Below are 23,333 nucleotides of genomic sequence, written 5' to 3'. Positions count from 1 at the left end.
CCCGTTCGCTCCCTTACTTTCGTCAACCTAGTCGCCGGCGGCGCTCCGGTACTGGGCGGCGAGGGCGACGGTCTGCTGCGCGGTGTACGGGTCGAAGGTGCGCAGCGCCCGGGCGTCCAGACCGGCCAGCAGCCGGGCGGCCTGCTCGGGGTCGCCGTCGCGGCGGACGTACTCGTTGTCCTGGAACCGGATCGACGGGCGGGCGGCGTCGAGCGCGGCGGTCCGGACGATCGCCGCCACGACCGGGTCGTGGCTCCCGGTCTCGGCCTGGCGGCGCTCGCGTACCCCGGCCAGCGCCTCGCCCGCCGAGGCGAGGGCGTCGCTGCCGCCGAGGGCGAACCACGCGCCCGTCTCCGCCGCGTGCAGCACCTCGGCGTCGCGCTCCTCCGCCACGCCCTGCGGGGGTGTGATGCGGACGCGCAGCGGCTCGCCGGTGACCACCCACTGCACGGGCTCCCCCGCCGGGTCGCGGGCGGGGATGCCGAGGACCGGCGTGATGTCGTATTCGCCGGGTTCGGCGAAGGTGAAGCCGGCCGAGCCGAAGGTGAGGTTGACGTTGTTGCTGATCGCCCCGCTGGGCGGGATGGTGAGCTTCGCGGTGGAGTCCATGGCGGCCATGCACCGCTGGGCGATCGGGGTGAACGCGGTCACGTCCGCCGGCGGATCGCTGCGGCGGCGTACCAGGATCTCCAGCGGCCCGGCCTTCGGGTCGAGCACCCAGCGCTCCACCTCCAGATCCGCCGCCGTGCGGTTCTCCAGGGTGACCTTGAGGAACACGGGCTGGCCGAAGGCGAAGACCGGCCCGGACTCGGGCGCGGCGAGCGTCAGCCGGTAGCCGTCGAACGGGATCTCCGGCGCGTACGGCGAGTGCCCGCCGCCCCCGTCGGCCCAGTAGCGAACGGAGTGGAAGGGCTCACCCCCGGGGATCAGCGCCGTCAACGGCCCGTGCCGAAGAAATGTCAGCTCGTCGGCGTCGAAGGTGAACGCGAACTCCCGCCAGTAGTCCTGCTCGTGGCCGCCGCCCAGGTATCGCCAGTCGTAGTTCATGAAGGAGGTCGAGTCGGCCCGGCCGACCACGCGCTCGAAGCGGTGCGCGAGGTTGAGCGCGTGCCCGAGCTCGTGCACGATGGTCCTGATGATCTTCTGATCCCTGGTCGCCCCCTGGAAGCCGGCGGTGAAGACCGCCGCGCCCTGCCGCTGGAGCAGCCCTTCGGCGTCGAACATCACGCCGGCCTGCCCGGGGATGGCCGCCCGGGACAGCAGGAGCAGATGCAGCTCCCACGCCCTGGCGCGCAGCGACGCGTCGCCCGTGATGAGCATGAGATCGCTCAGCATGGTGTAGAGCAGCGAGTCGTCCCAGGCTCCGGCGATCCCGGCGGGGATGGGGCTCTGCCGCCCGACGTCCTTGATCGCGAACCCGGCGCCCCGCAGGCAGCCGTTGATCGTGCGCTCCACGCCCTGGAAGATCACCGGGCTCGGCGCCGGGACGTTCTGCTCCAGCTCGATCTCCAGTCCCAGCTCGCGCAGCGCGTCGTCCTTGTGCTCGACGGGGACGACCACCTCGGTCTGGGTCGGCAACCCGTTCAGCGGGGCGTCGAGGACGAACGTCACCGACACGCCGTCGCTCTGCGCCAGGGCCAGCGACCCCGTCGTCTTATTGGTGGGACCGGCCTGCCAGATCGCCGGCCACTTGCCGTCGTCGAGCGCGACCTTGGTGCCGGGCGCGGTGCGCGCCGACGCCAGGTACGCCTTCCGGCCGTCCGCCGCGACCTGGAACACGTCCGCGCTGATCACCCCCGAGCCGTCCGCGTCCACCCGCAGCGTGACCGAGATGCCGCCGCTCTGCCCCTCGTAGCGTCCGTCCCTGATCATGGGATCTCCTCGATGTCGATTGCACCGTTCCAACGATGGGGCACGACAGGCCGGGATCGCATGAGTATCCCCTACTCAACCACCGCCTCGGCGACGATGGGGCTGTCGTCGTCCATCAGGAAGCCGCCGGACTGGTGCCGCCAGAGCCGGGCGTACGGGCCTTGGGTCTGCAGCAGCTCGGCGTGGGAGCCCTGCTCCACGATGCATCCCCGGTTGAGCACGACCAGCCGGTCCATCCGGACGACGGTGCTCAGGCGGTGGGCGACCACGAGCGCGGTGCGGTCGCGCATCAGGTGCCACAGGGCTTCCTGGACGAGGATCTCGCTCTCGGAGTCGAGAGCGCTGGTGGCCTCGTCCAGCAGCAGGATCGGGGCGTCGCGCAGGATGGCGCGCGCGAGCGCGAGGCGCTGCCGCTGGCCGCCGGAGAGCTTGACGCCGCGCTCGCCGACCAGGGTGTCGAAGCCGTCCGGCAGGGACTCGGCGAACTCCGTGACGTGCGCCGCCCGCGCCGCCGCGAGGATCTCGGCGTCGGTGGCGCCCGGCCGGGCGAACGCGATGTTGTCACGCACCGACCGGTGGAACATGGCGGGTTCCTGGGGGACGTACGCGATGAGGCTGCGCAGGTCGGCCTGGCGCAGCCGGGAGATGTCCTGGCCGCCTATCAGGATCCGGCCCGCGTCGACGTCCATGAGGCGCAGCAGCAGCCGGGTGAGGGTGGTCTTGCCGCCGCCGGACTGGCCGACCAGCCCGATCTTGGTGCCGCTGGGGACGTCCAGGTCCAGGCCCTCGAACAGGGGCGCGGCACCCTCGTGCGCGAACCTCACCCGCTCGAAGCGGACGCTCGAGTCGGCCGGGCGCAACGGCTGCGGGTCGGCGGAGTCCAGCACGGTCGGCGGCACGAGGAGGAGTTCGGTGAACTGGGCGGCCTCGGTGAGCACGCTCTCGATCCGCCGGTAGATCTGGTTGAACTCGAACATGATGCTGATCGCGCTCGTGTAGTAGGAGAACGTCACCACGATGGCCTCGACGCCCAGACCGCCCCGCAGCACCACGGCGAGGAGCAGGCCGACGGCACTGGTGAGGACCGAGATCGGGGCGACGACCGTGTCCACCCGCAGGTTGCCGTAGTCCCAGGACCGCAGCGCCAGCCGCTGCTGCTCGGCGATCCTGGCCCGGTGCTCGGTGGCTTCGCGGTCTTCGGCGGCGAACGCGCGGACCGTCTCCATGTTGGCCAGCACGTCGGCGACGTGGCCCGACACCAGCACCCTGGCGGCCTCGCGCTCGTCGACCAGCGCCTGGCGACGGCGGATCAACGGGGCGACGAGCACGCCGGTGACGACGATGAGACCGATGAGAACGAGGACCAGCAGCGGGTGATACTGCCACAGCACCACCGAGGCGAAGGCCAGCGGCATCAGCTTGGCCATGATCGAGAAGGTGAGCGTGTCGGCGAAATCCTCGAACCGGGAGGAGAATCCCAGCACCCGCTTGGTCAGCGAGCCGGCGAAGTTGTTGTGGAAGAACGCGGCGTCCTTGGTCAGCAGCTCCTCCATGCCCACCACGCCGAGCCGTTCGATGCCCCGGGCGTCCGTGCGGTTGAGGAAGTGCAGCCCGATCCGCCACAGCACCTCGCCCGCCAGCAGCAGCGCGCCGAAGGCGAGCACGTACGGCAGGAGCGTGGCGACGGTGCCGTCCCCGCCCCCGGCCAGCTGCCCCACCAGCCCGGCCACCGCCAGCGGCGCCAGGTAGGACAGGCAGATGTTGCCCAGCGCCGGCAGGGTGAGCGCGGGCACCGCGACCCACCGCTGTCGGATCAGCTCACCGCAGTAGTAGCGCAGTGCCAGCATGATCGCCGACCTCCGCGCAGATGGATTGCCTGGGGAATCCTGAAGTGTTCCGAGCACAGCCATCCGCCCTCCCGAATGCAGACACCGCCCCGCTAAATGCTGCCGTCCGGGGGTACGAGGGAGCGAACGATTTTCCGGCCGCCGCCCCCTCGTACGACGCGGGCTTACTGGATTGCGCCGGATTGGGAGAGAAGGTCCTGATACCAGGTGTCGTACGGGTGGTTGGTCGCCGGGTAGTTGGCGAGCGGGCTGGTCGCGTCGCCGGTCGAGTCGAAGTCCCAGCCCCGTACGAGCCGTCCTGCCTGCCGTGCCGCGGTGATGAACGAGGACTGCGTGGCGGGCGCGGCGTAGAACAGCGCGCCCTGCTGGAGCTCCGCGCTGTCGCCCTGCTGGAACTCGTCGAAGGCGACCTGCTGGTAGCGGATGCGGTCGCCGGTGTACCTGTCGGTGTCGATGCGCAGGGTCTGCGACGGGGTCGGGCCGTCGGCGCCGGTCCACACGCGCACGCGAGAGGTGCCGCTGGCCGAGGTGGTCTTGTCGTAGCGGGCGTCGGAGGTCTTGGCGTTGCCGCTCCACGAGACCGTCATCGCGCCGGCGTCGAGCACGCCGTCCCAGTCCCAGTTCTGGCTGCTGCTCTGGCTGCGGTGGATCTCGCGCAGCTGAGTGCCCGCCGGATCGGTGAACCTGATCGTCGGCAGGACGCCGTCGTCGTACTTGTGGCTGGCCGACCAGGTGATCTCGCCGTCGGCGCCGAGGCGGCCCACGCGGTACCACAGCGTGGTCGCGGTCTGGGACTGGTGGACCTCGACCAGGTCGCCGTTGTCGTTGAGGGCGACGGCCGGCGTCACGCCGTTGTCGTACTTGCCGTGGCGCAGCCAGGTCACGCGGCCGTCGGGGCCGTACGTGCCGGACCAGTACCAGAGCGCGCCCGCACCCGAGTCGTGCACCTCCACGACCTGGCCGCGGCCGTTGATGGCGACGGCCGGGTTGGAGCCGACGTCGCGCTTGTACTGGGTGCGGGTCGTCCCGTTGCCGGAGATCAGGGGCAGCACCCGGCCGCGCAACGCGTCCACCGTCGGCGGGGTCGCCGGGTAGTCCTTGGCCCAGAGCAGCCGCGAGCCGAAGACGGAGACGAACTCCTGGTTGAGCGCCGCCAGGTTGCCGGCCGCGTACGAGGTGTTGTCGGTCAGGTCGTCCTTGATGTCGAGGGCGACGACGATCGGGGCGGCGGTGGGATGCTGCGCGGACCAGGTGTTGATCACCTTGAGCCAGTCACGCAGGAGGTTGGAGGCGGGGTTGCCAGAGTGGTCGACCTGGTTGCCCGGGGAGTCGTGGCCGATGGAGTAGTCGTTCGAGGTGGCGTAGCCGTTGTCGTGTATGTCGAGTTCGATGAAGCGGATGCCGTGGTCGAGCTGGTAGGCGATCGAGTTCTTGGCGCCGGCGACGTTGCCCGAGTAGCTGTTGTGCGTGGCGCGGAAGATCGCCGAGGGTAACGGCGGGTCCGCCTGCGCCTCGGCGGGTCCGCTGATCAGCAGCGCGGACGCGGCGAGGGCGAGCGCGGACAGGACGGTTCGTGATCGGAGCATGCTCTGATCATCACGTCGAAGATCTTTCCCGACAATACTGCTGCCGAGGCCGTTCAGGTAGGGCTGTCCCTACCATGGACACGCCCGTGCGCAGGGTCGATGCGTCATGGTCCCGGCTCGTAGCGTCTTTCCCATGAGAACCCTCCAGCGCCGCCTCGCCACCGACACCCGCTACACCCTGCTCGGCCTCCCGCTCTCCGTCGCCTCCTTCGCCACCACCGTCATCGGTGTCTCGGCGGGCCTGGGCAGCGCGGTCGCCTTCGTCGGCCTGCCGGTGCTGGCCGCGACGGCCGCCGCGGCCAAGCACCTCGCCGACCTCGAACGCGTCGCGCTCCCCGACGTGCTCGGCCACCCCGTCGCCCGCCCGGCGTACACCCCCGTCCCCGAGGGCGCGGGCTGGTTCCGCCGCGTGATGAACCCGCTGACCAGCGGGCAGGCGATGATGGACCTGCTGCACGGGATCGTCGCGCTGCCGTTCGCGCTGGCCGCCTTCGTCCTCAGCGCCGTGTGGTGGGCCGGGGCCATCGCCGGCCTCACCTTCCCCATCTACGGCTGGACCATCGCCCGGATCCCCGGCGCCCTCGAGAACGGCCTGCCCGAGTGGCTGGGACTCGCCCCCACCCCCACGACGTTCGTGCTCGTCACCACGGCGGTCGGCGCCCTGTTCGCGCTGACGCTGGTGCCGGTGGTCCGGATGGCCGCCCTCCTCAAGGCGAGCGTGGCGCAGACCATGCTCACCCGCGCCGTCCACCCGGAGCCCGCCGCGACCCGCGAGCCCTCCTGGGTGATCGCCCGATGACCCACCATGGCCGCCTCTGCCCGCGTGAGCCGGGCAGAGGCGGCCATCGTCATTTTCCGGACAGGTCAGGCGCGCAGCACCTGGACCACGCGTACGCCGCTGAAGACCCCCATCGCCAGGTGCGCCCCGACGAGGGCGACCTGGAAGAGCCGCAGGGATACGGTGAGCCGCGGGTCGTCGTAACCGCCGTCGTAGAAGCCGGAGACGAACGCGAGAACGCCCGCGACCGCGAGCAACCCGGCGGAGACCGCGGCCACGCCGCGGTGGCTGCGGGTGGTCCCGAAGGCCAGGACGGCCTGGACGATCATCATGGGGAGCGGCGCGGACAGGCGCGCCTCGGAGCCGAGCGCGTCGAGCAGGGTCGGGCTGAGGCCGGTGCCGATGGAGATCAGGGCGCCCGTGACGTCCATGACGAGCAGCAGGGCGACCAGGGCTGGGACGGGGCGGTTCATGGTGATTCCTCCGTGTGTCGATGGAGCAACCATGGGCGCCCGGCCGTCCGCGTTTCACGAGGCCACGGTCATGATCGCGACGGGACGTCCGGTCCCGGCCGGGCGGGACGTGACAGTCGGGACATCCTGTCCCGTGACCTGCGCACGCGCGGCGGGCACAATGGCGCCGTGTCACCACGCGACAGGCAGGCCAAGGCGGGCGCCGCCGCCGGCGCGGCCCTCACGCTGGGCCTCACCGCGGCCGGCATCGTGCTGCACGTCGCCGACGGGCAGACGCCCGGCAACCCCGATCTCATGGCGTGGTGGCCGATGAGCGCGACGGCCGCCTGCTCGTACGGCCTGATGGGCGCCTGGCTCGCCGGCGCGCGCCCGCGGCTCGTCATCGGCTGGCTGCTGCTGGCGATCGGTCTCCTCCAGGCGATCAGCTTCGCCGGCCCCCAGTACGCCGTGCACGCGCTGGCGATCGGGCACCCGCTGCCGGGCGCCGAGGCCGCGCTGTGGGTCGGAAACTGGACGTGGCGCACCGGGTTCGCCCTCATCGCCCTGGTGCTGCCGCTGCTGCTGCCCGACGGGCGGCTGCTGGGGCGCGGCTGGCGACCGGCGATGTGGCTGGCGGCGGCCGGCGTGCTGGCGGCGAGCGTGGACGCGGCGAGGACCGGCTACACCGTGGACGCGCCCAGCCTGATCGGCACCTACCTGCGCAATCCCGTCGGCGTGGACCGGCTGCCGCCGTGGCTGGGGCTGGCGGTGAACGCGGTTCCGGCGGCCGCGCTGGCGTTCGCGCTCGTGTGCCTGTGGCTCCGATGGAGCGAGGGCGGCCTGTCGCAGCGGCAGCAGCTCAAGTGGATCGGGCTCGGGTTCGCGGCCACGGTGGTGCTGTTCGGGCTGGGGTTCCCGCTCGGCCCGGTGGTGACCGCGGCGGCGATGCTGCCGCTGCCGCTCGGGTGCCTGGTGGCGGCCATGCGGTACGGGCTGTGGGACGTCGACGTGGTCGTCAGCCGGTCGCTGCGCTACACCCTGCTCCTGCTGTGCGCCCTGGTCGGTTACACCGCGCTGGTGGACGTCCTGAGCGGCCTGCTCGGGCGCTCGACCGGCGCGCCGCTGGTCGCCGTGGCGGTGGTGGCGCTGGCCGGCCGCCCGCTGGAGGGCCTGCTGCGGGGCCGGGTGAACCGGCTGGTGCACGGCCAGCGCGAGGACCCGTACGCGGTGCTGGCCGGCATCGCCCGGCGCCTGGACGCCGCCCGCGACGCGGACGTGGTCGGCGCCGAGCTGCTGCCCGAGATGACCCGCACGGTGGCCTCGACGATGCGCCTGCCGTACGTGGCGATCGAGCTGGCCGACGGCGAGCGCGTCGCGCACGGGAGCCCCGTGGCGGAGACCGAACGCCTGCCCCTGCGTTACGGCGGTGCCGACGTCGGCACCATGCTGGTCGGCCACCGCGCCGACGGGCTGAGCCGGGCCGAGCGCAGGCTGCTGGCCTCGCTCGCCGCGTCCGCCGGGGTGGCCGTGCACACGGTCTCCCTGACACGGGACCTGGTGCGCTCGCGCAAGCAGCTCGTCACCGCGCGGGAGGAAGAGCGGCGTCGGCTCTACCGGGAGCTGCACGACGGCTTCGGCCCCCTGCTGGCCGCGGCGGCGCTGCAGGCCGAGACCGCCCGCGACCTGATCGGCGAGGACCGGGCGGCGGCGACGCGGCTGCTGGACAAGGTGGTCCCGCGGCTGCGCGGGGCGGTGGACGACGTCCGCGGGATCGTGCACGGCCTGCGCCCGCCCGCCCTCGACGATCTCGGCCTGCCGTCGGCCGTGCGCGAGCTGGCCGGCCGGTTCGCCGGCGCGCGCCTGCGGATCGACGTCGAGATCGCCGAACCCCTGGAGCCGGCGCCGGCCGCCGTCGAGGTCGCCGCGTACCGCATGGTGGCCGAGGCCCTGACCAACACCACCCGCCACGCGGGCGCGGCCACGGCCCGGGTCGAGCTGCGGCGCGAGGCGGACGACCTGCGGGTCGTGGTCGAGGACGACGGCCGCGGCATGCCGACGGCGCCGGTGCCGGGCATGGGGGTGGCGTCCATGCGGGCCAGGGCGCGCGAACTCGGCGGTGACCTGACCATCGGCGCCGGGACCGGCGGCGCCGGAACCCGCGTCGAGGCCCGCCTGCCGCTGCACACGCGAGGCGAGATCGAGCTGACCGAGGAGGTGCCCGCGTGAGGGTGCTCGTCGTCGATGACCATCCGCTCTACCGGGAGGGACTCATCACCGCCCTGGAGTCCCTGCCGGACGTCGAGGTGGTCGGGGAGGCGCCCGACGGGCACGAAGCCGTCCGGCTCGCCGCCGAGCTGACGCCGGACATCGTGGTGATGGACCTCAACCTGCCCGCGCGTGACGGCGGCCCGGCGCTCAACGGCATCGACGCCACCCGCGAGATCGTCCGGCACCGCCCGGAGATCGCGGTGCTGGTCCTGACGATGCTGGACGGCGACGACTCGGTGTTCGCGGCGATGCGGGCGGGCGCGCGCGGCTATCTCGTCAAGGGCGCCGACCGGCAGGAGATCGCGCGGGCGCTGCGGGCCGTCGGCAGCGGCGAGGTGGTCTTCAGCGCGGCGATCGCGGGACGGGTGCTGTCGTGGTTCGCCTCCGGCGGCCGGGCCGCGACCATGCCGTTCCCCGAGCTGACCGAACGCGAGCGCGAGGTGCTCGATCTCGTGGCCCGCGGGCTGACGAACGCCGCCATCGCCAAGCGGCTGTTCCTGTCGGACAAGACGGTCCGCAACCACGTGTCCAACGTCTTCACCAAGCTGCAGGTCGCCGACCGCGCCGAAGCCGTCGCCCGGGCCAGGGACGCGGGCCTGGGCACGGGCGGCTGATCATCCCGTACGGACCGGCGGCCCGTCGGCAGCCGATCCCGGCGTGTGTGGTCAACTGGCGGCATGACTGCGGAGAGCTGGGACGGGATGGGTGTGCGTGAGCTGGGCCGCACGGGGCTGCGGGTGACACCCGTGGGGATCGGGCTGGCCGCGCTGGGCCGGCCGGCGTACATCACGCTCGGCCGGGAGGAGGACCTCGGCGATGATCGCAGCGTCGGCGCGATGCGGGCCCGGAGCTGGGCGGTCCTGGACGCGGCGCTGGCGGCCGGGGTGCGGTACTTCGACGTGGCCCGCTCCTACGGCCGGGCGGAGGAGTTCCTAGGCGGCTGGCTGCGCGAGCGCGCCATCGCGCCCGGGGCGGTGACCGTGGGGTCGAAGTGGGGGTACGCCTACGTCGGCGACTGGCGGATGCAGGCCGACCGGCACGAGGTGAAAGAGCTGTCCGCCGGGCAGTTGCGACGGCAGCTCGACGAGACGCGGGAGCTGCTGGGCGAGCACCTGTCGCTGTACCAGATCCACTCGGCCACCCTGGAGAGCGGCGTGCTCGACGACCGGGACGTCCTCGCCGGGCTGCGCGAGCTGCGCGCCTCCGGCGTGTCGGTCGGCCTGTCCACGACCGGGCCGCGTCAGGCGGACACCATCGACCGGGCGGTCGGGCTCGGCCTGTTCGACACGGTCCAGGCGACCTGGAACCTGCTCGAACCGTCCGCCGGCCCGGCCCTGGACCGGGCCCATCGCGCCGGGCTGGGGGTGATCGTCAAGGAGGGCGTGGCCAACGGCCGCCTGACCGCCCACGCCGCCCCGGACGCGCTCGCCCGCGCCGCCCGGGAACGCGGCCTCACCCCGGACGCTCTGGCCCTGGCCGCGATCCTGGCCAGGCCGTGGGCCGGCGTGGTGCTGAGCGGGGCCGCGTCGGTGGAGCAGCTCCACAGCAATCTCGCCGCGGTCCGCATCGCCTGGGACCCGGACCTGGACGAGCGGCTCGCCGCCCTGGCCGAGGATCCCGAGACCTACTGGGCGACCCGGGGCTCGCTGGCCTGGCAGTGACCCCGGGCGGCCGATCGCTCAGGGCGCACGGCACGGGCTCATCCGACGGGCCGTCCCGCCCGGGCTGCGTCGAGGCGGCGGCGGGCCAGGTCCGTCGCGGCCCGGGCGGGGGTGACGTTCCGGTGTTCGGCCTCGTGGAGCAGCTCGGTGACGGTGTGCTCGATGGCCTCGACGCGTACGCGGGCCTCCTCGGGGCTCTCGTGACGCAGTTCCACGGCGAGCGCGTTGACGGCGCCGCCCGCGCTGACGACGTAGTCCGGCACCCAGACGATGCCGCGCTCGTGCAGCAGGTCGGCGACGGGCTCGGTGGCGAGCTGGTTGTTGGCGGGCCCGGCGATGGCGGCGCAGCGCAGCTCCGGTACGACGTCCCCGGTGAGGATGCCGCCGAGCGCGGCCGGGACGAGGAGGTCGACCTCGGCGGTGAGGGCCTCCCCGGGCGAGGTCCAGGTCGCGCCGAGCTCGCGGGCCGGGGCCCGCTTGGCGGGGTCGATGTCGCTGACCAGGAGTTCGGCTCCCTCCTCGGCGAGCAGGCCGGCCACGCGGAGGCCCACGCTGCCGAGTCCCACCAGCGACACGCGCGCGCCCTTGAGGGCCGAGGTGCCGTGGAGGCGGTGGCGTACGGCGCGCAGGGCCGCCAGCGTGCCGAGCGCGGTGGCCGGTGAGGAGTCGCCGCTGCCGCCCTGCTCCACCGGCCGGCAGAAGACGTGGGCGGTGCGTTCGCCGATGACCGCCATGTCCTCGGGGCTCGTCCCGACGTCCGGACCGGTCGCGTACGTGCCGTCCAGGGACGCGACGGCGTCCGCCACGTCCTCCAGCAGCTTGCGGCGCAGCGCCGGATCCAGCTCGGTGCCCTCGGGCACGGCGACGACGGTCTTGCCGCCGCCGTTGGCCAGCCCGGCCACGGCGCACTTGGCGGTCATGCCGGCCGACAGGCGCAGCGCGTCGGCGAGCCCGTCGCGCCAGTCGGCGTAGCGCCAGACGCGGCATCCGCCGACCGCCTGGCCGAGCGCCGTCGAGTGGACGGCGACGATCACCGGCAGCCCGGAGCGCGGGCCGGTGCGGATGGCGACATGTTCGTGGTCGAGTTCGGGCACGGCTCCGGTCCCTCCGGTCGAGCGGCATCAGGGCTCAAGCGTCCGCCATACGCCGGCGCGCAGGCCCCTCGGCCCGAACGAACGGCCGGAAATCGGCGCGACCGCGCGAACGAGACGAACTTCGTTTGGCGATCGGGCGGCTTCACCGACCGAATGGCGAGACATCGGATGAACGATCCCGTCCGACACGCCCATGCCCGGAAAGTTTCCGGAAATCGGCGATATAGCTCCGATCTAAGGCATTGACGTCCGCCATCTCACAGGGTCATATCGGTTGTAACACCCTACGGAAGGCAGGTACGCATATGTCCCAGCCGAAAGAGCAGGGCAAGAAGCAGCCTCGCAGGATCCACGAGAAGAAGGTCCGGACCCGCGGCGAGGAGACGACCTGGCACAAGCCCGACTACCAGGTCGTCGAGGCATCGATGGAGATGACCGCGTACTTCCTGGCCACCCGGTAACCGGGCGCCGCCATGCGACTGCAGGTGCTCGGCACCGCGGCCGGTGGCGGCGTGCCCCAGTGGAACTGCGCGTGCCCCGGCTGCTCCGGGGCGCGCGCCCATCCGGGCCGCCGCCGACGTCACGCCAGCCTGGCCGTCCAGCTCGACGACGGCGCTTACGTGGTCAACGCCACGCCCGACATCGCCGAGCAGATCGAGTCGTGCGCGTGGCTGCGCCCGGGGCCGGGCCCCCGCGAGTCGCCGCTGAAGGGCGTGATCCTCACCGACGCCGAGCTCGACCACACGATCGGCCTGCTCAGGCTCAGGGAGGCCGACGCGCTGGAGGTGCGTTCCACCCCGGTCGTACGGCACGCGCTGCACCCCTTCGCCGAGCTCCTGCGCCCCTACCTCCAGCTGACCTGGGCCGACGCCGCCACCATCCCGGTGTCGGGCAAGCGTCCCCGGTATGCCGCCGGCTCCCCCGAAGCCGCGGGCTGGGTGTCGGCGCTGCGCCTCGGGCTGCTGGTGTACGCCCCCGCCATGGGGGTGTGGCCGGACGAGCTGGACGAGGCGTTCCGGCAGGCCGCGTGCGTGATCGTGGACGGCACGTTCTGGGACGACGAGGAGCCCCGCCGTACCGGGATCTCTGCCAGGACCGCCACCCAGATGGGCCACCTGCCGATCGAGGCGACCATGGAACGGCTCTCCAAGCTGCCCGGCCGCCGCCTGTACACCCACCTCAACAACACCAACCCCCTCGTGGACCCGGCGGCCGAGCAGCACGAGGTGCTCGCCGAGCTGGGGATCGAGGTGGCCGCCGACGGGATGGTGATCGACCTTTGAACGGCTTCGAGGCCGAGCTGCGGGCCGTACCGGAGAAGCGTTACCACCACCTGCACCCGTTCAACCAGCGCATGCACGCGGGTGAGCTGACCCGGGACGAGCTGCGGGGCTGGATACTCAACCGCTTCCACTACCAGCGGCACATCCCGGTCAAGGACGCGTTCGTCCTGGCCAAGCTGACCACGCCCGAGCTGCGCAGGATGTGGTTGCGCAGGATCCAGGACCACGACGGCGCCGCGCCCGGCGAGGGCGGCATCGAGCGGTGGCTGCGCCTGGGCGAGGCGGCGGGGCTGGAGCGGTCGCTGCTGCTGTCGGGCGAGGGCGTGCTGCCCGGCGTGCGGCTGGCCGTCGACGGCTACGTGAACCTGTGCCGCAACGGCTCCGCGCTGGAGGCCGTCGCGGCGTCGCTGACCGAGCTGTTCGCCCCGGACCTCATGCGTACGAGGATCGCCGCCTTCGAACGGCACTACCAGTGGATAGACCCGGACGGACTGCGATATTTCCAGGTACGCGTCTCCCAGGGCCGCCAGGACAGCGGCGAGGCTCTGACCCTGGTGCTCGACTGGGCGCGGACGCGCGCCGATCAGGAGAAGGCCGTCGCGGCGCTCGCCTACAAGTGCGACCTCCTGTGGTCCTTGCTCGACGCCGTGGACGGGGCGTACCGATGACCTGGCGCCCGGTGCTGTCCCGCTCGGCCATGCTGCGCCACGACCCCGTACGCGGGGCGGACCTGCTGATCGTGCCCGAGCGGATCGTCGTGCTCAACGCGGAGGCCGCGGCCATCGTCGCCCTGTGCGACGGCGCGCGGACCGTGGCGGACATCGTCGCCGAGCTGCCCGAGGGCGCGGAGCCCGACGTCGTGGAGTTCCTCGAACGGGTCCGGGCCGAGGGCTGGCTCCGGTGAGCGCCCCCTGGGCCATGCTGGCCGAGCTCACGCACGCGTGCCCGCTGCGCTGCCCGTACTGCTCGAACCCGACCGAGCTGGCGGCCAGGTCGAGCGAGCTGGACACCGGCGAGTGGCGGCGGATATTCGGCGAGGCGGCGGCGCTGGGCGTCGTGCACGCGCATCTGTCCGGCGGCGAGCCGCTGCTGAGACCCGACCTGGCGGAGATCGTGGCGGCGGCCGACCACGCGGGCGTCTACACGCAGCTGGTCACCAGCGGCGTCGGGCTGAGCGAGCGCAGGACGGGCGAGCTCGCGGCGGCGGGGTTGCGCAGCGTGCAGCTGTCGGTCCAGTCGGCCACGGCGCCGGAGTCGGACCGGATCGCCGGGGTCGCGTCGTTCGCGAAGAAGGAACGGGCCGCCGCGGCGGTGGTCGCGAGCGGCCTGCCACTCGGGCTCAACGTGGTCCTGCACCGGGCCAACCTGGACGCCGTCGGCGAGATCATCGAGCTCGGGCTGGCGTGGGGCGTGGAGCGCATCGAGCTGGCCAACACCCAGTTCTACGGGTGGGGGCTGCTCAACAGGTCCGCGCTGCTGCCGACCAGGGAGCAGCTCGCCCGCGCCGAGGCCGTAGTCCAGAAATATCGGGAAAAGACGGATGTTGAGCTGATCTGGGTGATCCCTGACTACTTCGACGGCGTGCCCAAACCCTGCATGGGCGGCTGGGGCGCGATCTCGATCACCGTCGCTCCCGACGGCCGCGTGCTGCCCTGCCCGGCGGCGTACGACCTGCCGCTGGACCTCCCCAGCGCCCGCGATCACTCGCTCGGCTGGATCTGGGAGCACTCGCCCGCCTTCAACGCCTACCGGGGCACCGGCTGGATGCGCGAGCCGTGCGCGAGCTGCCCGCGCAAGACGCTCGACTTCGGCGGCTGCCGCTGCCAGGCGTACGCGCTGACCGGCGACGCGAGCCGTACCGATCCGGCCTGCGGGCTCTCCCCCGACCACCACCTCGTCACGGAGCTGACGGCGGAGGGCACGTTCACCTACAGGCGGCCGGCGCGCTAGGAGCCCTCCGCGTATGCGCGGCGTCAATCCGCGGTAGACGACCGCGTCCTACGGTCGGCGTCATTCGCCTTTGCCGCCGACCGAGGAAGGCAACCATGTTCCGCACCCCTCTCCGCCGAGGTCTCGCCGCCGCCGCGGCCTGCATCGCCCTCTCCGGGTCCGCGAGTGCCTGCGGTGGCGGCGGGAACGCCGAAGTGTGCACCGAGACGTTCAAGCTCTACGAGGACTACACGACGCAGGCGCAATCCGCGGCCGGCGACGCCGCGAGCATGAACAAGCTGAACGCCGACATCGGCGCCAAGGTCAAGGAACTCGCGGGGAAGGCCGAAGGCGACCTCGCCACGGCCCTGAACGGCATGGCCGACACCTTCACCAACGCCCAGATCGACCCCTCCGACAAGGACGCGGCCCTGGCCGAACTGCAGGAGGTGCGGACCAACATGAAGGCCGCTCTGGACAAGGTCAACGCGATCTGCACCTGATAGGCGGAGAAAGGCGGTGACCTCTCCTGACCGAGCGGATGTGGTTCACGCTGCTGGGCCCGGTGCGCGTGCTGCGGGAGGAGCGCGAGGTCCGGCTGGGCGGGCCGCAGCAGCGTGCCTTCCTGGCCCTGCTGCTGGCCGCCGCGGGACAGCCCGTCGGCGTCGATGACCTGGTCGACGGCCTGTGGGGGCAGGACCCGCCGCCCACCGCGCTCAACGTGCTGCATCGGAACGTGGGAAGGCTGCGCCGGGCGCTGGAGCCGGGGCTGCCGGCGCGGGAGGCGGGCCGGTGGCTGCTGCCCGCGGCGGGCGGTTACCGGCTCGCCGTGGACGCGGCCGGCGCGGACCTTCTCCTGTTCCGGGAGCAGGTGGCGCGGGCCCGCGCGGCCGCCGCCGAGGATCGGCCCGCCGAAGCGGTGGACCACTACGTGCGGGCGCTGGGGTTGTGGCAGGGGGCCGTGGCCGCCGGGATCCCGCCCGCGGTCCGAGCCCGGCCCGTGTTCGTCGCCCTGGACCGGGAGTACGCGGCGACGGTGGGCGTGGCCGCCAACTACGCGCTGGCCGTCGGCAGGCCCGCGCCGCTGCTGCCGGCCGTACGGGCGGCGGCCGAGCGGGAGCCGCTGGACGAGCTGCTGCAGGCCCGGCTGGTTCAGCTGCTGGCCGCGACCGGCCGCCGGAGCGCGGCCCGCGACCACTATCTCCAGGTCCGCGCCCGGCTGGCCGAGGATCTGGGCATCGACCCGGGGCCGGAGCTGACGGCCGCGGGAGAGGACGTGCTGCGCCGTCCAGCCGCCCAGCCAGGGGCGCGGGCAAGCATGACCGGGCCCGCAGCGCGGCTGAGCATGACCGGACCCGCCCAGCCCGGGGCGTGGGCGAGCGTGGCCAGGCCCGCCCAGCTGCCCGCCGATCCGCCGGTCTTCGAGGGGCGCCACGCGGAGCTGGCACAGCTGCCGGCCCCGGAGGAGGACCACGCCGGGCCGGACGCCGCGCAGGTCAGGGTCATCTACGGCATGGGCGGCATCGGCAAGACCACCCTGGCCGTGCGCTGGGCGCATCAGGTCGCCCACCACTACGCCGACGGGCAGCTGTTCCTGAACCTGCGCGGCTTCCACCCCAGCGACCAGGCGATGAGCGCCGGTGAGGCACTGGACACGCTGCTGGCCGGCCTCGGCGTGGCCGCGGAGGAGATCCCGGTCGACGTGGAGGCGCGGGCCGCGCTGTTCCGCGACCGCGTCGCCGGACGGCGGATGCTCCTGCTGCTGGACAACGCCCGGGACGCCCGGCAGGTACGCCCGCTGCTGCCCGCGTCCCCCGGCTGCCTCGTCATCGTGACCAGCCGCAACCGGCTCGACGGGCTCGCCGGCGCCCACCCGCTGGTCCTGGAGCCGCTGCCGGCCCGCGAGGCCGCCGACCTGCTGCGTGCCCGGCTGGGCGCGGCGCGGGTGGAGGCGGAGCCGGACGCGACCGCCCAGATCCTGTCCCTGTGCGGCGGGCTGCCGCTCGCGCTGGTCGCCGTCGCCGCCCGCGCTCTGACCCACCCGTCCTTCACGCTGGCGTCCATCGCGACCGAGCTGCGCCAGGCGCGCGGCAACCTGGACGGCTTCACCGGCTTCGACGCGACGGCGGCCCCGCAGGCGGTGTTCTCCTGGTCCTACCGCGCGCTCACCCCGGCGGCGGCCCGGCTGTTCCGGCTGCTCGGCACCGCGCCGGGGCCCGACATCAGCGCGTCGGCCGCGGCCGGCCTGGCCGGCCTGAGCCTTTCCGGCGTGCGCCCGCCGCTGCTGGAGCTCACCGCCGCCCACCTGCTCACCGAGCACGTGCCGGGCCGCTTCACGTTCCACGACCTGATCCGCGCGTACGCCGCCGAGACGGCGGCCGAGGAGGAGGCGGATCACGATGTCAGCGCCGCACTGCACCGGCTGCTGGACCACTACCTCCGTACGGCGCACCGCTGCTCGGAGCTGATCAAACCGGGCCAGAACACGATTCCCTTCCCCGAGCCGCAGGACGGCGTCACCCCGGACCCGATCGACGACACGGTCCGGGCGCTGGCCTGGTTCGGCGCCGAGGAGGATGCCGTCCTCGCCACCGTCGAGCACGCCGCCCGGCTCGGGCTCGACCACCACGTCGCGCATCTGGCCTGGTCGGCGCATACGTACCTGATCCTGATGCGCCCCGCGGAGCGGGTGCTGGCGCTGGCGCGGACCGCGGTGCGGGCCACGGAGCGGCTCGGTGACCCGCGCATGCACGCCCACGCCCTGCACGCCCTGGCGTCGGCGTGCACGCGTGCCGGGCTGCCCGGCGAGGCGCACGACGCCTACCGGCGTGCTTTGAGCCTGTTCACCGAGCTGGGGGACGTGAAGGGCCAGTCCGTCGCCCATCTCGAACTGACCCGCCTGCACGACCGGCAGGGCCGTTACCAGGAGGCGCTGCGCCACGCGCGGCGCTGCCTCGTGTTGTCCCGCCAGGAGGGAGCGACCCCGTTCGAGGAGGCCGGTGCCCTGAACGCGGTGGGTTGGGTGCTGATCCGGCTGGGCGAGCCGCGCGCGGGCCTGGCGTACAGCCGGCGGTCGCTGAAGCTGCAGACCAACGTGGTCGGCCAGAGCTTCGTCCTCTACACCATCGGCTGGGCGCATCACCTCCTGGGAGAGCACCGTGCGGCGATCGACAACTACCGCAGGTCCCTGGCGCTGGGCGACGGCCAGAGCTGGCACGGTCGTGACCACGACGCTCTGGTGCTGGAGCGGCTCGGCGACGCCTTGGATGCCGCCGGTGATCCCGGCGCGGCCAGGTCGAGCTGGCGGGCCGCCCTGGAACGCCTCTACGACTCCCGGACCGAGGCCAGGGCGGCCCTCACCGCCAAACTCGACGGCGGATCAGCCCATGGGCAGGGCCGCCGGTCGCCGTGAGCGGTGCCTCAGCCCATGGGCAGGGCCGCCGGCCGCCGTGAGCGGTGCGTCAGCCCATGGGCAGGGCCGCCGGTCGCCGTGAGTGGTGCCTCAGCAGCCGGCTCAGCGCGGCGTCGCACTGTTCGACGCCCTCGCACGCCCACGCCTGCCGCCTCGCGAACGCCTTGACCAGGCCGTGGTACCGGTAGGTCCCGCCCGGCCCGGCCAGCAGCAGGTGCGCGTCGACCAGCGACTCCAGCAGCCGGTGGGCCCGCGGTCGCGGCAGGCCGAGCAGCGCCCCGACCGACTCTGCCGTCAACTCGCCGTAGTCGGGCAGCGCGGCGAGCCGGAAGGCCGTGGCCTGCTGCGGATCGAGCCGGCTCTGGGCCAGCAGCAAGGGCGCCTCGATCAGCGCGCAGCCGTCGTTCGCGCCCGCGGGCCGGTACAGGTCGTCCTCCAGGCGCATGCGGACCTGCCGCACCGTCCAGTGCGGCCGGGCCTGCAGCAGGTCCGCGGCCACGCGTACGGCCAGTGGCTGGTGCGAGCACAGATCGACCAGCTCGACCGCGTCCTGCCGGTGCCCGAGGACCCGCCTGTGGCCGGCCAGCCGGGCCAGCAGCTCCAGCGCGTCCGCCGGGGGCAGGGCGTCGAGCCCGATCCAGCGGGCGCCGGGCAGGTCGATCAGGTGCCGCCAGGTGGTGACGATCGCGGCACAGCCGGGCGCCGCCGGCAGCAGGTGGCGTACCTGGTCCGCGTCGCCGGCGTCGTCCAGCAGGATCAGCACCCGCCGGTCGGCCAGCACGGTTCGCCACAGGGCCGCCCGCTCCTCGAGCCGGTCGGGCAGCCGATCCCCCGGCACGCCGAAGGAGCGCAGGAAGAAGCCCAGGACCTCGGCGGGGTCCGCCGGGCGACCGGCGGACGTTCCGAGATCCGCGTAGAGCTGGCCGTCCGGGAACCGGTCCCGCATCGCGTGCGCCGCCTGGACGGCCAGCGCGGTCTTCCCCACCCCGCCGAGCCCGGTGATCGCCACCACCGGCGTCCACCCGCCGGGACCGAGCGTGTCGTGGACGGCGGCCAGCTCCGCCTCCCTGCCCACGAAGCCGGGTGGCGCGGCGGGCAACTGGGCGGGCGGCCGCTCGGGCGCGACGACCGGTCCCGGCACCGGCGGGGCGAGTCCGGGGTCCGCGCGCAGGATGCGCTGGTGCAGCTCGCGCAGGCCGGTGCCGGGGTCGATGCCGAGCTCCGCCGCGAGCAACCGCCGTACCTCGTCATAGGCGCCCAGCGCCTCCGCCTGCCGGCCCGACCGGTAGAGGGCGACCATCTGCAGCTCGCGCAGCCGCTCGCGCATGGGCTCGGCGGCGACGGCCTCGGCCAGCTCCTCGCTCGCCTCGGCGTGCCGGCCGAGCTCCAGGTCGAGCGACAGCCGCTCCTCCAGCGCGGCGACCCGGCGCTGGACCAGACGGGTCCGCTCCTGGTCGACGTAGTCGCCGCGGGCCCCGCCCAGAGGCGGGCCCTGCCACAGCCGCAGGGCGCCGCGCAGCAGGCCGGCCGCCTCGGCCGCATTCCCCCGAGCCCGTACGGCCTGCGCCTCCCGCACCTGCCCGAGAAAGGTGTGCCAGTCCACGGACACCGCGCCGGTGGAGATGACGTAACCGCAACCGGACGACCTGATCACCCGATCGTCGTCCTCGCCGGATGACACGACACGGCGCAGCCGGCACACATAGGTACGCACGACGGCCCGCGCGCTCTCCGGCGGCCGCTCCCCCCACAGCGCGTCCACGATCTCGTCGATCGACGCCGCCTCGCCCTCGCGTAACAGCAGGAAGGCGAGCAACGCCCGCTGCTGGGGTGCGCCGAGGTCGAGCTCCGCGTCACCGCGCCATCCCCTGACCGGCCCCAGCAGGGCGAACCGCAACCCAGTCTTCATGATCGATCGTTCCTCCCCCCATCGGTAAGACCCCTGGTCAGACCGCGGGAAATCGTAGGCCGCCCCTTGTGACCAAGGACTGACCGAAGTGTGACCGCGGCTCACCCTCGACGAGCCGCCACCAGTTCGGCGATGGACTCCAGGGCGTCGAAGCCGGCGATCTCCTCGCGCAGCTCCCGTGCGCGGGCGCGGTAGGACGGCGTCGACAGGACGGTGTTCACGGCCGAGCGGAGTGCGGCGTCGTCGGGTCGCGCGGTGGCCAGGTTGACGCCCGTACCGCTCCACTCGACCCGGGCGGCGATCAACGGCTTGTCCTCCGTGACGCCCGCGACGACGAGCGGGACACCGTGCCGCAGGGCGGTGTGCACCCCGCCGTAGCCACCGTTGGTGACCAGGAGGTCGGCATGGGGCAGCAGCAGGTCGAAGGGGATGAAGTCGGCCACCCGGGCGTTGTCGGGAACGGTCTCCATGAGGCTCCGCACGTCCTCGACACCGCCCGGCCGCGCGGTCGCGGCGACGACGAGGACGTCGGAGTCGGCGAGGACGCGCAGCGTGGGGACGACCAGCTCCTCCAGGTCCACGTTCGCGAACGTCCCCTGCGTCGTCACCACGACCGGGCGGCCGTCCGACAGTTCCCTCCACCACGACGGCCGCTCGAAGGCCCCGGGAGGTGCCGACGGCAGGGGGCCGACGAAGCGGAAGGAGCTCGGGAGGTCGTCACGGGGGAACTCGAACCCGGGGACGGTCAGCTGCAGGTAGTGGTCGGGGACGGTGATCAGGCCGGTGAGCACGAACTCGGGAAGGCTCACCCCGACCGACTCGAACAGCTTCTCCAGATGCTGCTGCGCGTCCACGTGGATCTCGGGGCCCCAGCCGGTCGCCGGGGGCGGCGGCGAGACGCCCACGCTGACGGTGATCGGACGCGTGTCCGGCCCGGAGGCCAGGGAGAGCGGCAGGGCCCCGAGGAACAGGTTGTCGGTGATCACCGCGGTGGCCGGGATGTCGGCCAGCAGCCGCCGCAGCGCCTCGTACTGGGCCGGAACCGGGTCGCCGAAGATGTGCTTGACGTCGAACCCGAGCTGGACCGGGCCGGGAGGGAGCTGCCCGCGTTCGGGGAACTCCAGGTCCATCCGCCGGTCGTCGTAGTCGGCCTCCTCGGGGAGCGCCGTGAAGTACGCGCCGACGGCCTCCGCACGCTCCTTGAACCTCGTGCCGGTCAGGAAGGTGACCTCGTGACCGCGCCGCACCAGATCGGCGGCGACGGCGAGGAGGGGAGCCACGTGCCCGTTGGCGGGCGTGGCGGCGATAATGATCTTGGGCATGGACATCTCCGCTGTCAGAACGTGAGAAACAAGCGGAGATCGTACGTTCGCCCTTGTGCATAACTAGTGACCAGATTCAACACATGCGAACGGCCGCCGCCGGAGCCCGTGCTCCGGCGACGGCCGCGTCCGTGGCCTCAGGACCTGCTTTTCTTGCCCAGCATGCTCGTGGCGGCCGCCACGCAGGCGACGGCGAGGACGAGTTGCACGACGATCACCAGCCACGTCTTCTCGCTGAAGCCGAACAGGTAGGCGATCCCGGTGCCGACCCCGGCGGCGACGATGCCCGCGGCGATGGTGGCGAACCAGCCGATGTCCTGGCGTCCGGGCAGGAGCAGCCGGCCGAGGCCGCCCACGACGGCCCCGCCGATCACGGCGCCGAGCAGGATGGTGAGCATTTCAGTCTCCTTGCGTGAGTGTTTTCCGATGGGTCGGAGCTAGTTGCCGCTGTCCTGCTGGGCGAGGTCGCCGCAGGTGAAGCCCTCTCTGCGCTCGGGATCGAGCTGGATCCGGCTGAGGTTGGTGGTCTCCATGGGCCTGCGGAAGGTCTCGAGCTTGTCGCAGTCGTACATGACGTACGTGCCGTCGCTCTCGCCGAGCAGCATCATCCAGCGGCCGTCGTAGAGCGGCTTGTCGTCCTCGGCGCTCTTGACCACCGTCCACTGGTCCTGGAAGCCGACCGCGCCCAGCAGCTCGCTGGCCTGGCCGGTCTCCTGGACGTCGATCGCGCCCTCGACGAGGCTCAGGATGAGCAGGAACCCCAGGCCGACGCCGGTCAGGCCGCCGACGATCACCTTCGTGCCGGCGCGCCCGACGGGTTTGCGGCGCATCAGCCGGAACGGGATCAGGAAGGCCAGCACGCCCAGCCCCACCGCGACGACGACCATGACGAACAGGTCAAGCGTGCCGAAGATGCGGAAGATGCCCCAGTACGTCGCACCGCACCACAGCGCCGCCACCGTGGCGGCGATCCAGGGCCGCTTCCTGACCCCCTGGAAGAGCCTGTTCGCCGCGCCGCCGGTCAGCTTGTCGATCAGCCATGCCAGGCCGGCGATGACGCCGAGCAGCGGAAGGGCGACCAGCAGGAGCAGGACCAGGGTGCTCGTCAGCCGGCCGAGCAGGACCGACTGGTCGACGCCCACCTGCTGCGGGTTGACGCCGAAGACGGCGTACATCTGCTCGACGCCGATGTAGAGGACCGCATAGAGCGCCACCGTGATCGGCACGACGACGGATCCGATGCGTTCGAGCAGCGTCATGACGCCGCCGCCGTCCTCCTGCTCCTGCTCCGGCCCCTGCTCCGGCCCCGTGGCGACGGCGCTCTCCGGAGCTTCGGGAGGGTACCGGTGCTCCGGCGATATCCGATGACTCGACATGGCCCACGACCGTAGGACCCGCCCGCATGCGGAACGTTGACGGCGCGTATACGCGGCGGCGGAGACGAGCCCGGCCTGCCTACTGCGCGCCGTCCGGCTCGATGAGGTGATCGAGGAGGACCTGGCTGATGTCCTCCAGTTGCCGCAGCTGCTCCGGGGTGAGCAGGTCGATCAGGTGCTCGCGCACACTGGCCACGTGGCGGGGAGCCGTGGCCCGCAGCGCGGCCAGGCCGTCGTCGGTCAGGACGGCGAGCCAGCCACGCCGGTCGTCCACGCAGTGCTCCCTGCGCACCCATCCCTTCTCCTCGAGCTTGTTGACCGCGTGGGAGATGCGGCTGGGCTTGGAGTTGGTCCAGTGCGCCAGCTCGCTCATGCGCATGGTCCGCTCAGGCGCCTCGGAGAGCAGGACCAGCAGCTCGTAGTAGGTCGGCGGCATGCCGGCCCCGGCCAGCAGGTCGCGCTCCAGGCGGTCGGTCAGCAGGCGGCTGGCCAGCCCGAAGGCCCGCCAGGCCCGCTGTTCGTCGTCGTTGAGCCATCGCGTCAC

At 72.9% G+C, this 23,333-nt stretch carries 21 protein-coding genes; 11 read left to right on the top strand and 10 right to left on the bottom strand.

Features of this window, described 5'->3' with window-relative positions:
- Positions 1-27 precede the first annotated feature (27 nt).
- The 3 genes from AB0J87_RS47595 to AB0J87_RS47585 form a co-directional block, all read right to left on the bottom strand.
- Complete coding sequence (locus AB0J87_RS47595) at positions 28-1,872, bottom strand: hypothetical protein (protein WP_363978327.1); 1,845 nt, start codon at positions 1,870-1,872, stop codon at positions 28-30.
- Positions 1,873-1,943: 71 nt separating this feature from the next.
- Complete coding sequence (locus AB0J87_RS47590; protein ID WP_363978324.1) at positions 1,944-3,719, bottom strand: ABC transporter ATP-binding protein; 1,776 nt, start codon at positions 3,717-3,719, stop codon at positions 1,944-1,946.
- Positions 3,720-3,883: 164 nt separating this feature from the next.
- A complete protein-coding gene (locus AB0J87_RS47585; protein ID WP_363978321.1) occupies positions 3,884-5,305 on the bottom strand; it encodes a hypothetical protein in 1,422 nt (473 codons plus the stop codon).
- A 133-nt stretch (positions 5,306-5,438) separates the two neighbouring features.
- Between AB0J87_RS47585 and AB0J87_RS47580 the strand changes: the two genes are divergently transcribed.
- Complete coding sequence (locus AB0J87_RS47580; protein ID WP_355193961.1) at positions 5,439-6,104, top strand: sensor domain-containing protein; 666 nt, start codon at positions 5,439-5,441, stop codon at positions 6,102-6,104.
- Between the two features lie 65 nt (positions 6,105-6,169).
- On the opposite strand, the gene AB0J87_RS47575 is transcribed toward AB0J87_RS47580, so the two are convergent.
- Positions 6,170-6,556 carry a hypothetical protein gene (locus tag AB0J87_RS47575; RefSeq protein WP_363978318.1) on the bottom strand — a complete coding sequence of 129 codons (387 nt, stop codon included), beginning with the start codon at positions 6,554-6,556 and terminating at the stop codon, positions 6,170-6,172.
- 168 nt (positions 6,557-6,724) lie between these two features.
- Between AB0J87_RS47575 and AB0J87_RS47570 the strand changes: the two genes are divergently transcribed.
- The 3 genes from AB0J87_RS47570 (at position 6,725) to AB0J87_RS47560 (ending at position 10,464) form a co-directional block, all read left to right on the top strand.
- Positions 6,725-8,761 carry a histidine kinase gene (locus tag AB0J87_RS47570; protein ID WP_363978315.1) on the top strand — a complete coding sequence of 679 codons (2,037 nt, stop codon included), beginning with the start codon at positions 6,725-6,727 and terminating at the stop codon, positions 8,759-8,761.
- The gene (locus AB0J87_RS47565; RefSeq protein ID WP_363978312.1) at positions 8,758-9,417 is read left to right on the top strand and encodes a response regulator transcription factor; all 660 of its coding nucleotides are present in this window, start codon (positions 8,758-8,760) and stop codon (positions 9,415-9,417) included. The genes AB0J87_RS47570 and AB0J87_RS47565 overlap by 4 nt, the downstream gene beginning before the upstream one ends.
- Positions 9,418-9,480: 63 nt before the next feature.
- Positions 9,481-10,464: an aldo/keto reductase gene (locus AB0J87_RS47560; protein WP_363978309.1), complete on the top strand. Its 984-nt coding sequence runs from the start codon at positions 9,481-9,483 to the stop codon at positions 10,462-10,464.
- A gap of 38 nt (positions 10,465-10,502) precedes the next feature.
- Here AB0J87_RS47560 and AB0J87_RS47555 read toward each other — a convergent pair whose 3' ends face one another.
- Positions 10,503-11,558 carry a Glu/Leu/Phe/Val dehydrogenase dimerization domain-containing protein gene (locus AB0J87_RS47555; RefSeq protein ID WP_363978306.1) on the bottom strand — a complete coding sequence of 352 codons (1,056 nt, stop codon included), beginning with the start codon at positions 11,556-11,558 and terminating at the stop codon, positions 10,503-10,505.
- A 305-nt stretch (positions 11,559-11,863) separates the two neighbouring features.
- On the opposite strand from AB0J87_RS47555, the gene pqqA reads away from it, so the two are divergent.
- From pqqA to AB0J87_RS47520, 7 genes are all read left to right on the top strand, one after another.
- Entirely contained in the window at positions 11,864-12,019 is a 156-nt protein-coding gene (pqqA, locus tag AB0J87_RS47550; protein ID WP_225963807.1) for a pyrroloquinoline quinone precursor peptide PqqA, read from the top strand.
- Between the two features lie 12 nt (positions 12,020-12,031).
- Entirely contained in the window at positions 12,032-12,841 is an 810-nt protein-coding gene (locus AB0J87_RS47545) for an MBL fold metallo-hydrolase (protein WP_363978303.1), read from the top strand.
- The gene (gene pqqC, locus AB0J87_RS47540) at positions 12,838-13,509 is read left to right on the top strand and encodes a pyrroloquinoline-quinone synthase PqqC (protein WP_355193948.1); all 672 of its coding nucleotides are present in this window, start codon (positions 12,838-12,840) and stop codon (positions 13,507-13,509) included. The genes AB0J87_RS47545 and pqqC overlap by 4 nt, the downstream gene beginning before the upstream one ends.
- On the top strand, positions 13,506-13,745 hold the full coding sequence (gene pqqD, locus AB0J87_RS47535; protein ID WP_363978299.1) for a pyrroloquinoline quinone biosynthesis peptide chaperone PqqD: 240 nt from the start codon (positions 13,506-13,508) through the stop codon (positions 13,743-13,745). Before pqqC ends, pqqD begins: the two co-directional genes overlap by 4 nt.
- A complete protein-coding gene (pqqE, locus tag AB0J87_RS47530) occupies positions 13,742-14,791 on the top strand; it encodes a pyrroloquinoline quinone biosynthesis protein PqqE (RefSeq protein ID WP_363978296.1) in 1,050 nt (349 codons plus the stop codon). The genes pqqD and pqqE overlap by 4 nt, the downstream gene beginning before the upstream one ends.
- Positions 14,792-14,886: 95 nt before the next feature.
- Positions 14,887-15,273 (top strand): hypothetical protein, encoded by a 387-nt coding sequence (locus tag AB0J87_RS47525; protein ID WP_363978293.1) that lies wholly within the window; start codon positions 14,887-14,889, stop codon positions 15,271-15,273.
- Between the two features lie 38 nt (positions 15,274-15,311).
- The gene (locus AB0J87_RS47520; protein WP_363978290.1) at positions 15,312-18,182 is read left to right on the top strand and encodes a BTAD domain-containing putative transcriptional regulator; all 2,871 of its coding nucleotides are present in this window, start codon (positions 15,312-15,314) and stop codon (positions 18,180-18,182) included.
- Positions 18,183-18,231: 49 nt separating this feature from the next.
- Here AB0J87_RS47520 and AB0J87_RS47515 read toward each other — a convergent pair whose 3' ends face one another.
- From AB0J87_RS47515 to AB0J87_RS47495, 5 genes are all read right to left on the bottom strand, one after another.
- Positions 18,232-20,091 (bottom strand): BTAD domain-containing putative transcriptional regulator, encoded by a 1,860-nt coding sequence (locus AB0J87_RS47515; protein ID WP_363978287.1) that lies wholly within the window; start codon positions 20,089-20,091, stop codon positions 18,232-18,234.
- A gap of 101 nt (positions 20,092-20,192) precedes the next feature.
- Positions 20,193-21,413 (bottom strand): nucleotide disphospho-sugar-binding domain-containing protein, encoded by a 1,221-nt coding sequence (locus AB0J87_RS47510; protein ID WP_363978284.1) that lies wholly within the window; start codon positions 21,411-21,413, stop codon positions 20,193-20,195.
- A 137-nt stretch (positions 21,414-21,550) separates the two neighbouring features.
- A complete protein-coding gene (locus AB0J87_RS47505) occupies positions 21,551-21,811 on the bottom strand; it encodes a GlsB/YeaQ/YmgE family stress response membrane protein (RefSeq protein WP_350723358.1) in 261 nt (86 codons plus the stop codon).
- A 39-nt stretch (positions 21,812-21,850) separates the two neighbouring features.
- Positions 21,851-22,789, bottom strand: a complete 939-nt coding sequence (locus AB0J87_RS47500; protein ID WP_363978280.1) for a hypothetical protein — start codon at positions 22,787-22,789, stop codon at positions 21,851-21,853.
- Between the two features lie 79 nt (positions 22,790-22,868).
- The gene (locus tag AB0J87_RS47495) at positions 22,869-23,333 is read right to left on the bottom strand and encodes a MarR family transcriptional regulator (RefSeq protein WP_350723362.1); all 465 of its coding nucleotides are present in this window, start codon (positions 23,331-23,333) and stop codon (positions 22,869-22,871) included.

It is taken from the genome of Nonomuraea sp. NPDC049625 (assembly GCF_040675285.1).
GTDB classification, from domain to species: Bacteria; Actinomycetota; Actinomycetes; order Streptosporangiales; family Streptosporangiaceae; genus Nonomuraea; species Nonomuraea angiospora_A.
The sequence above is the reverse complement of the archived record's forward strand: the minus strand, read 5'-3'. Positions and strand labels throughout refer to the sequence as shown.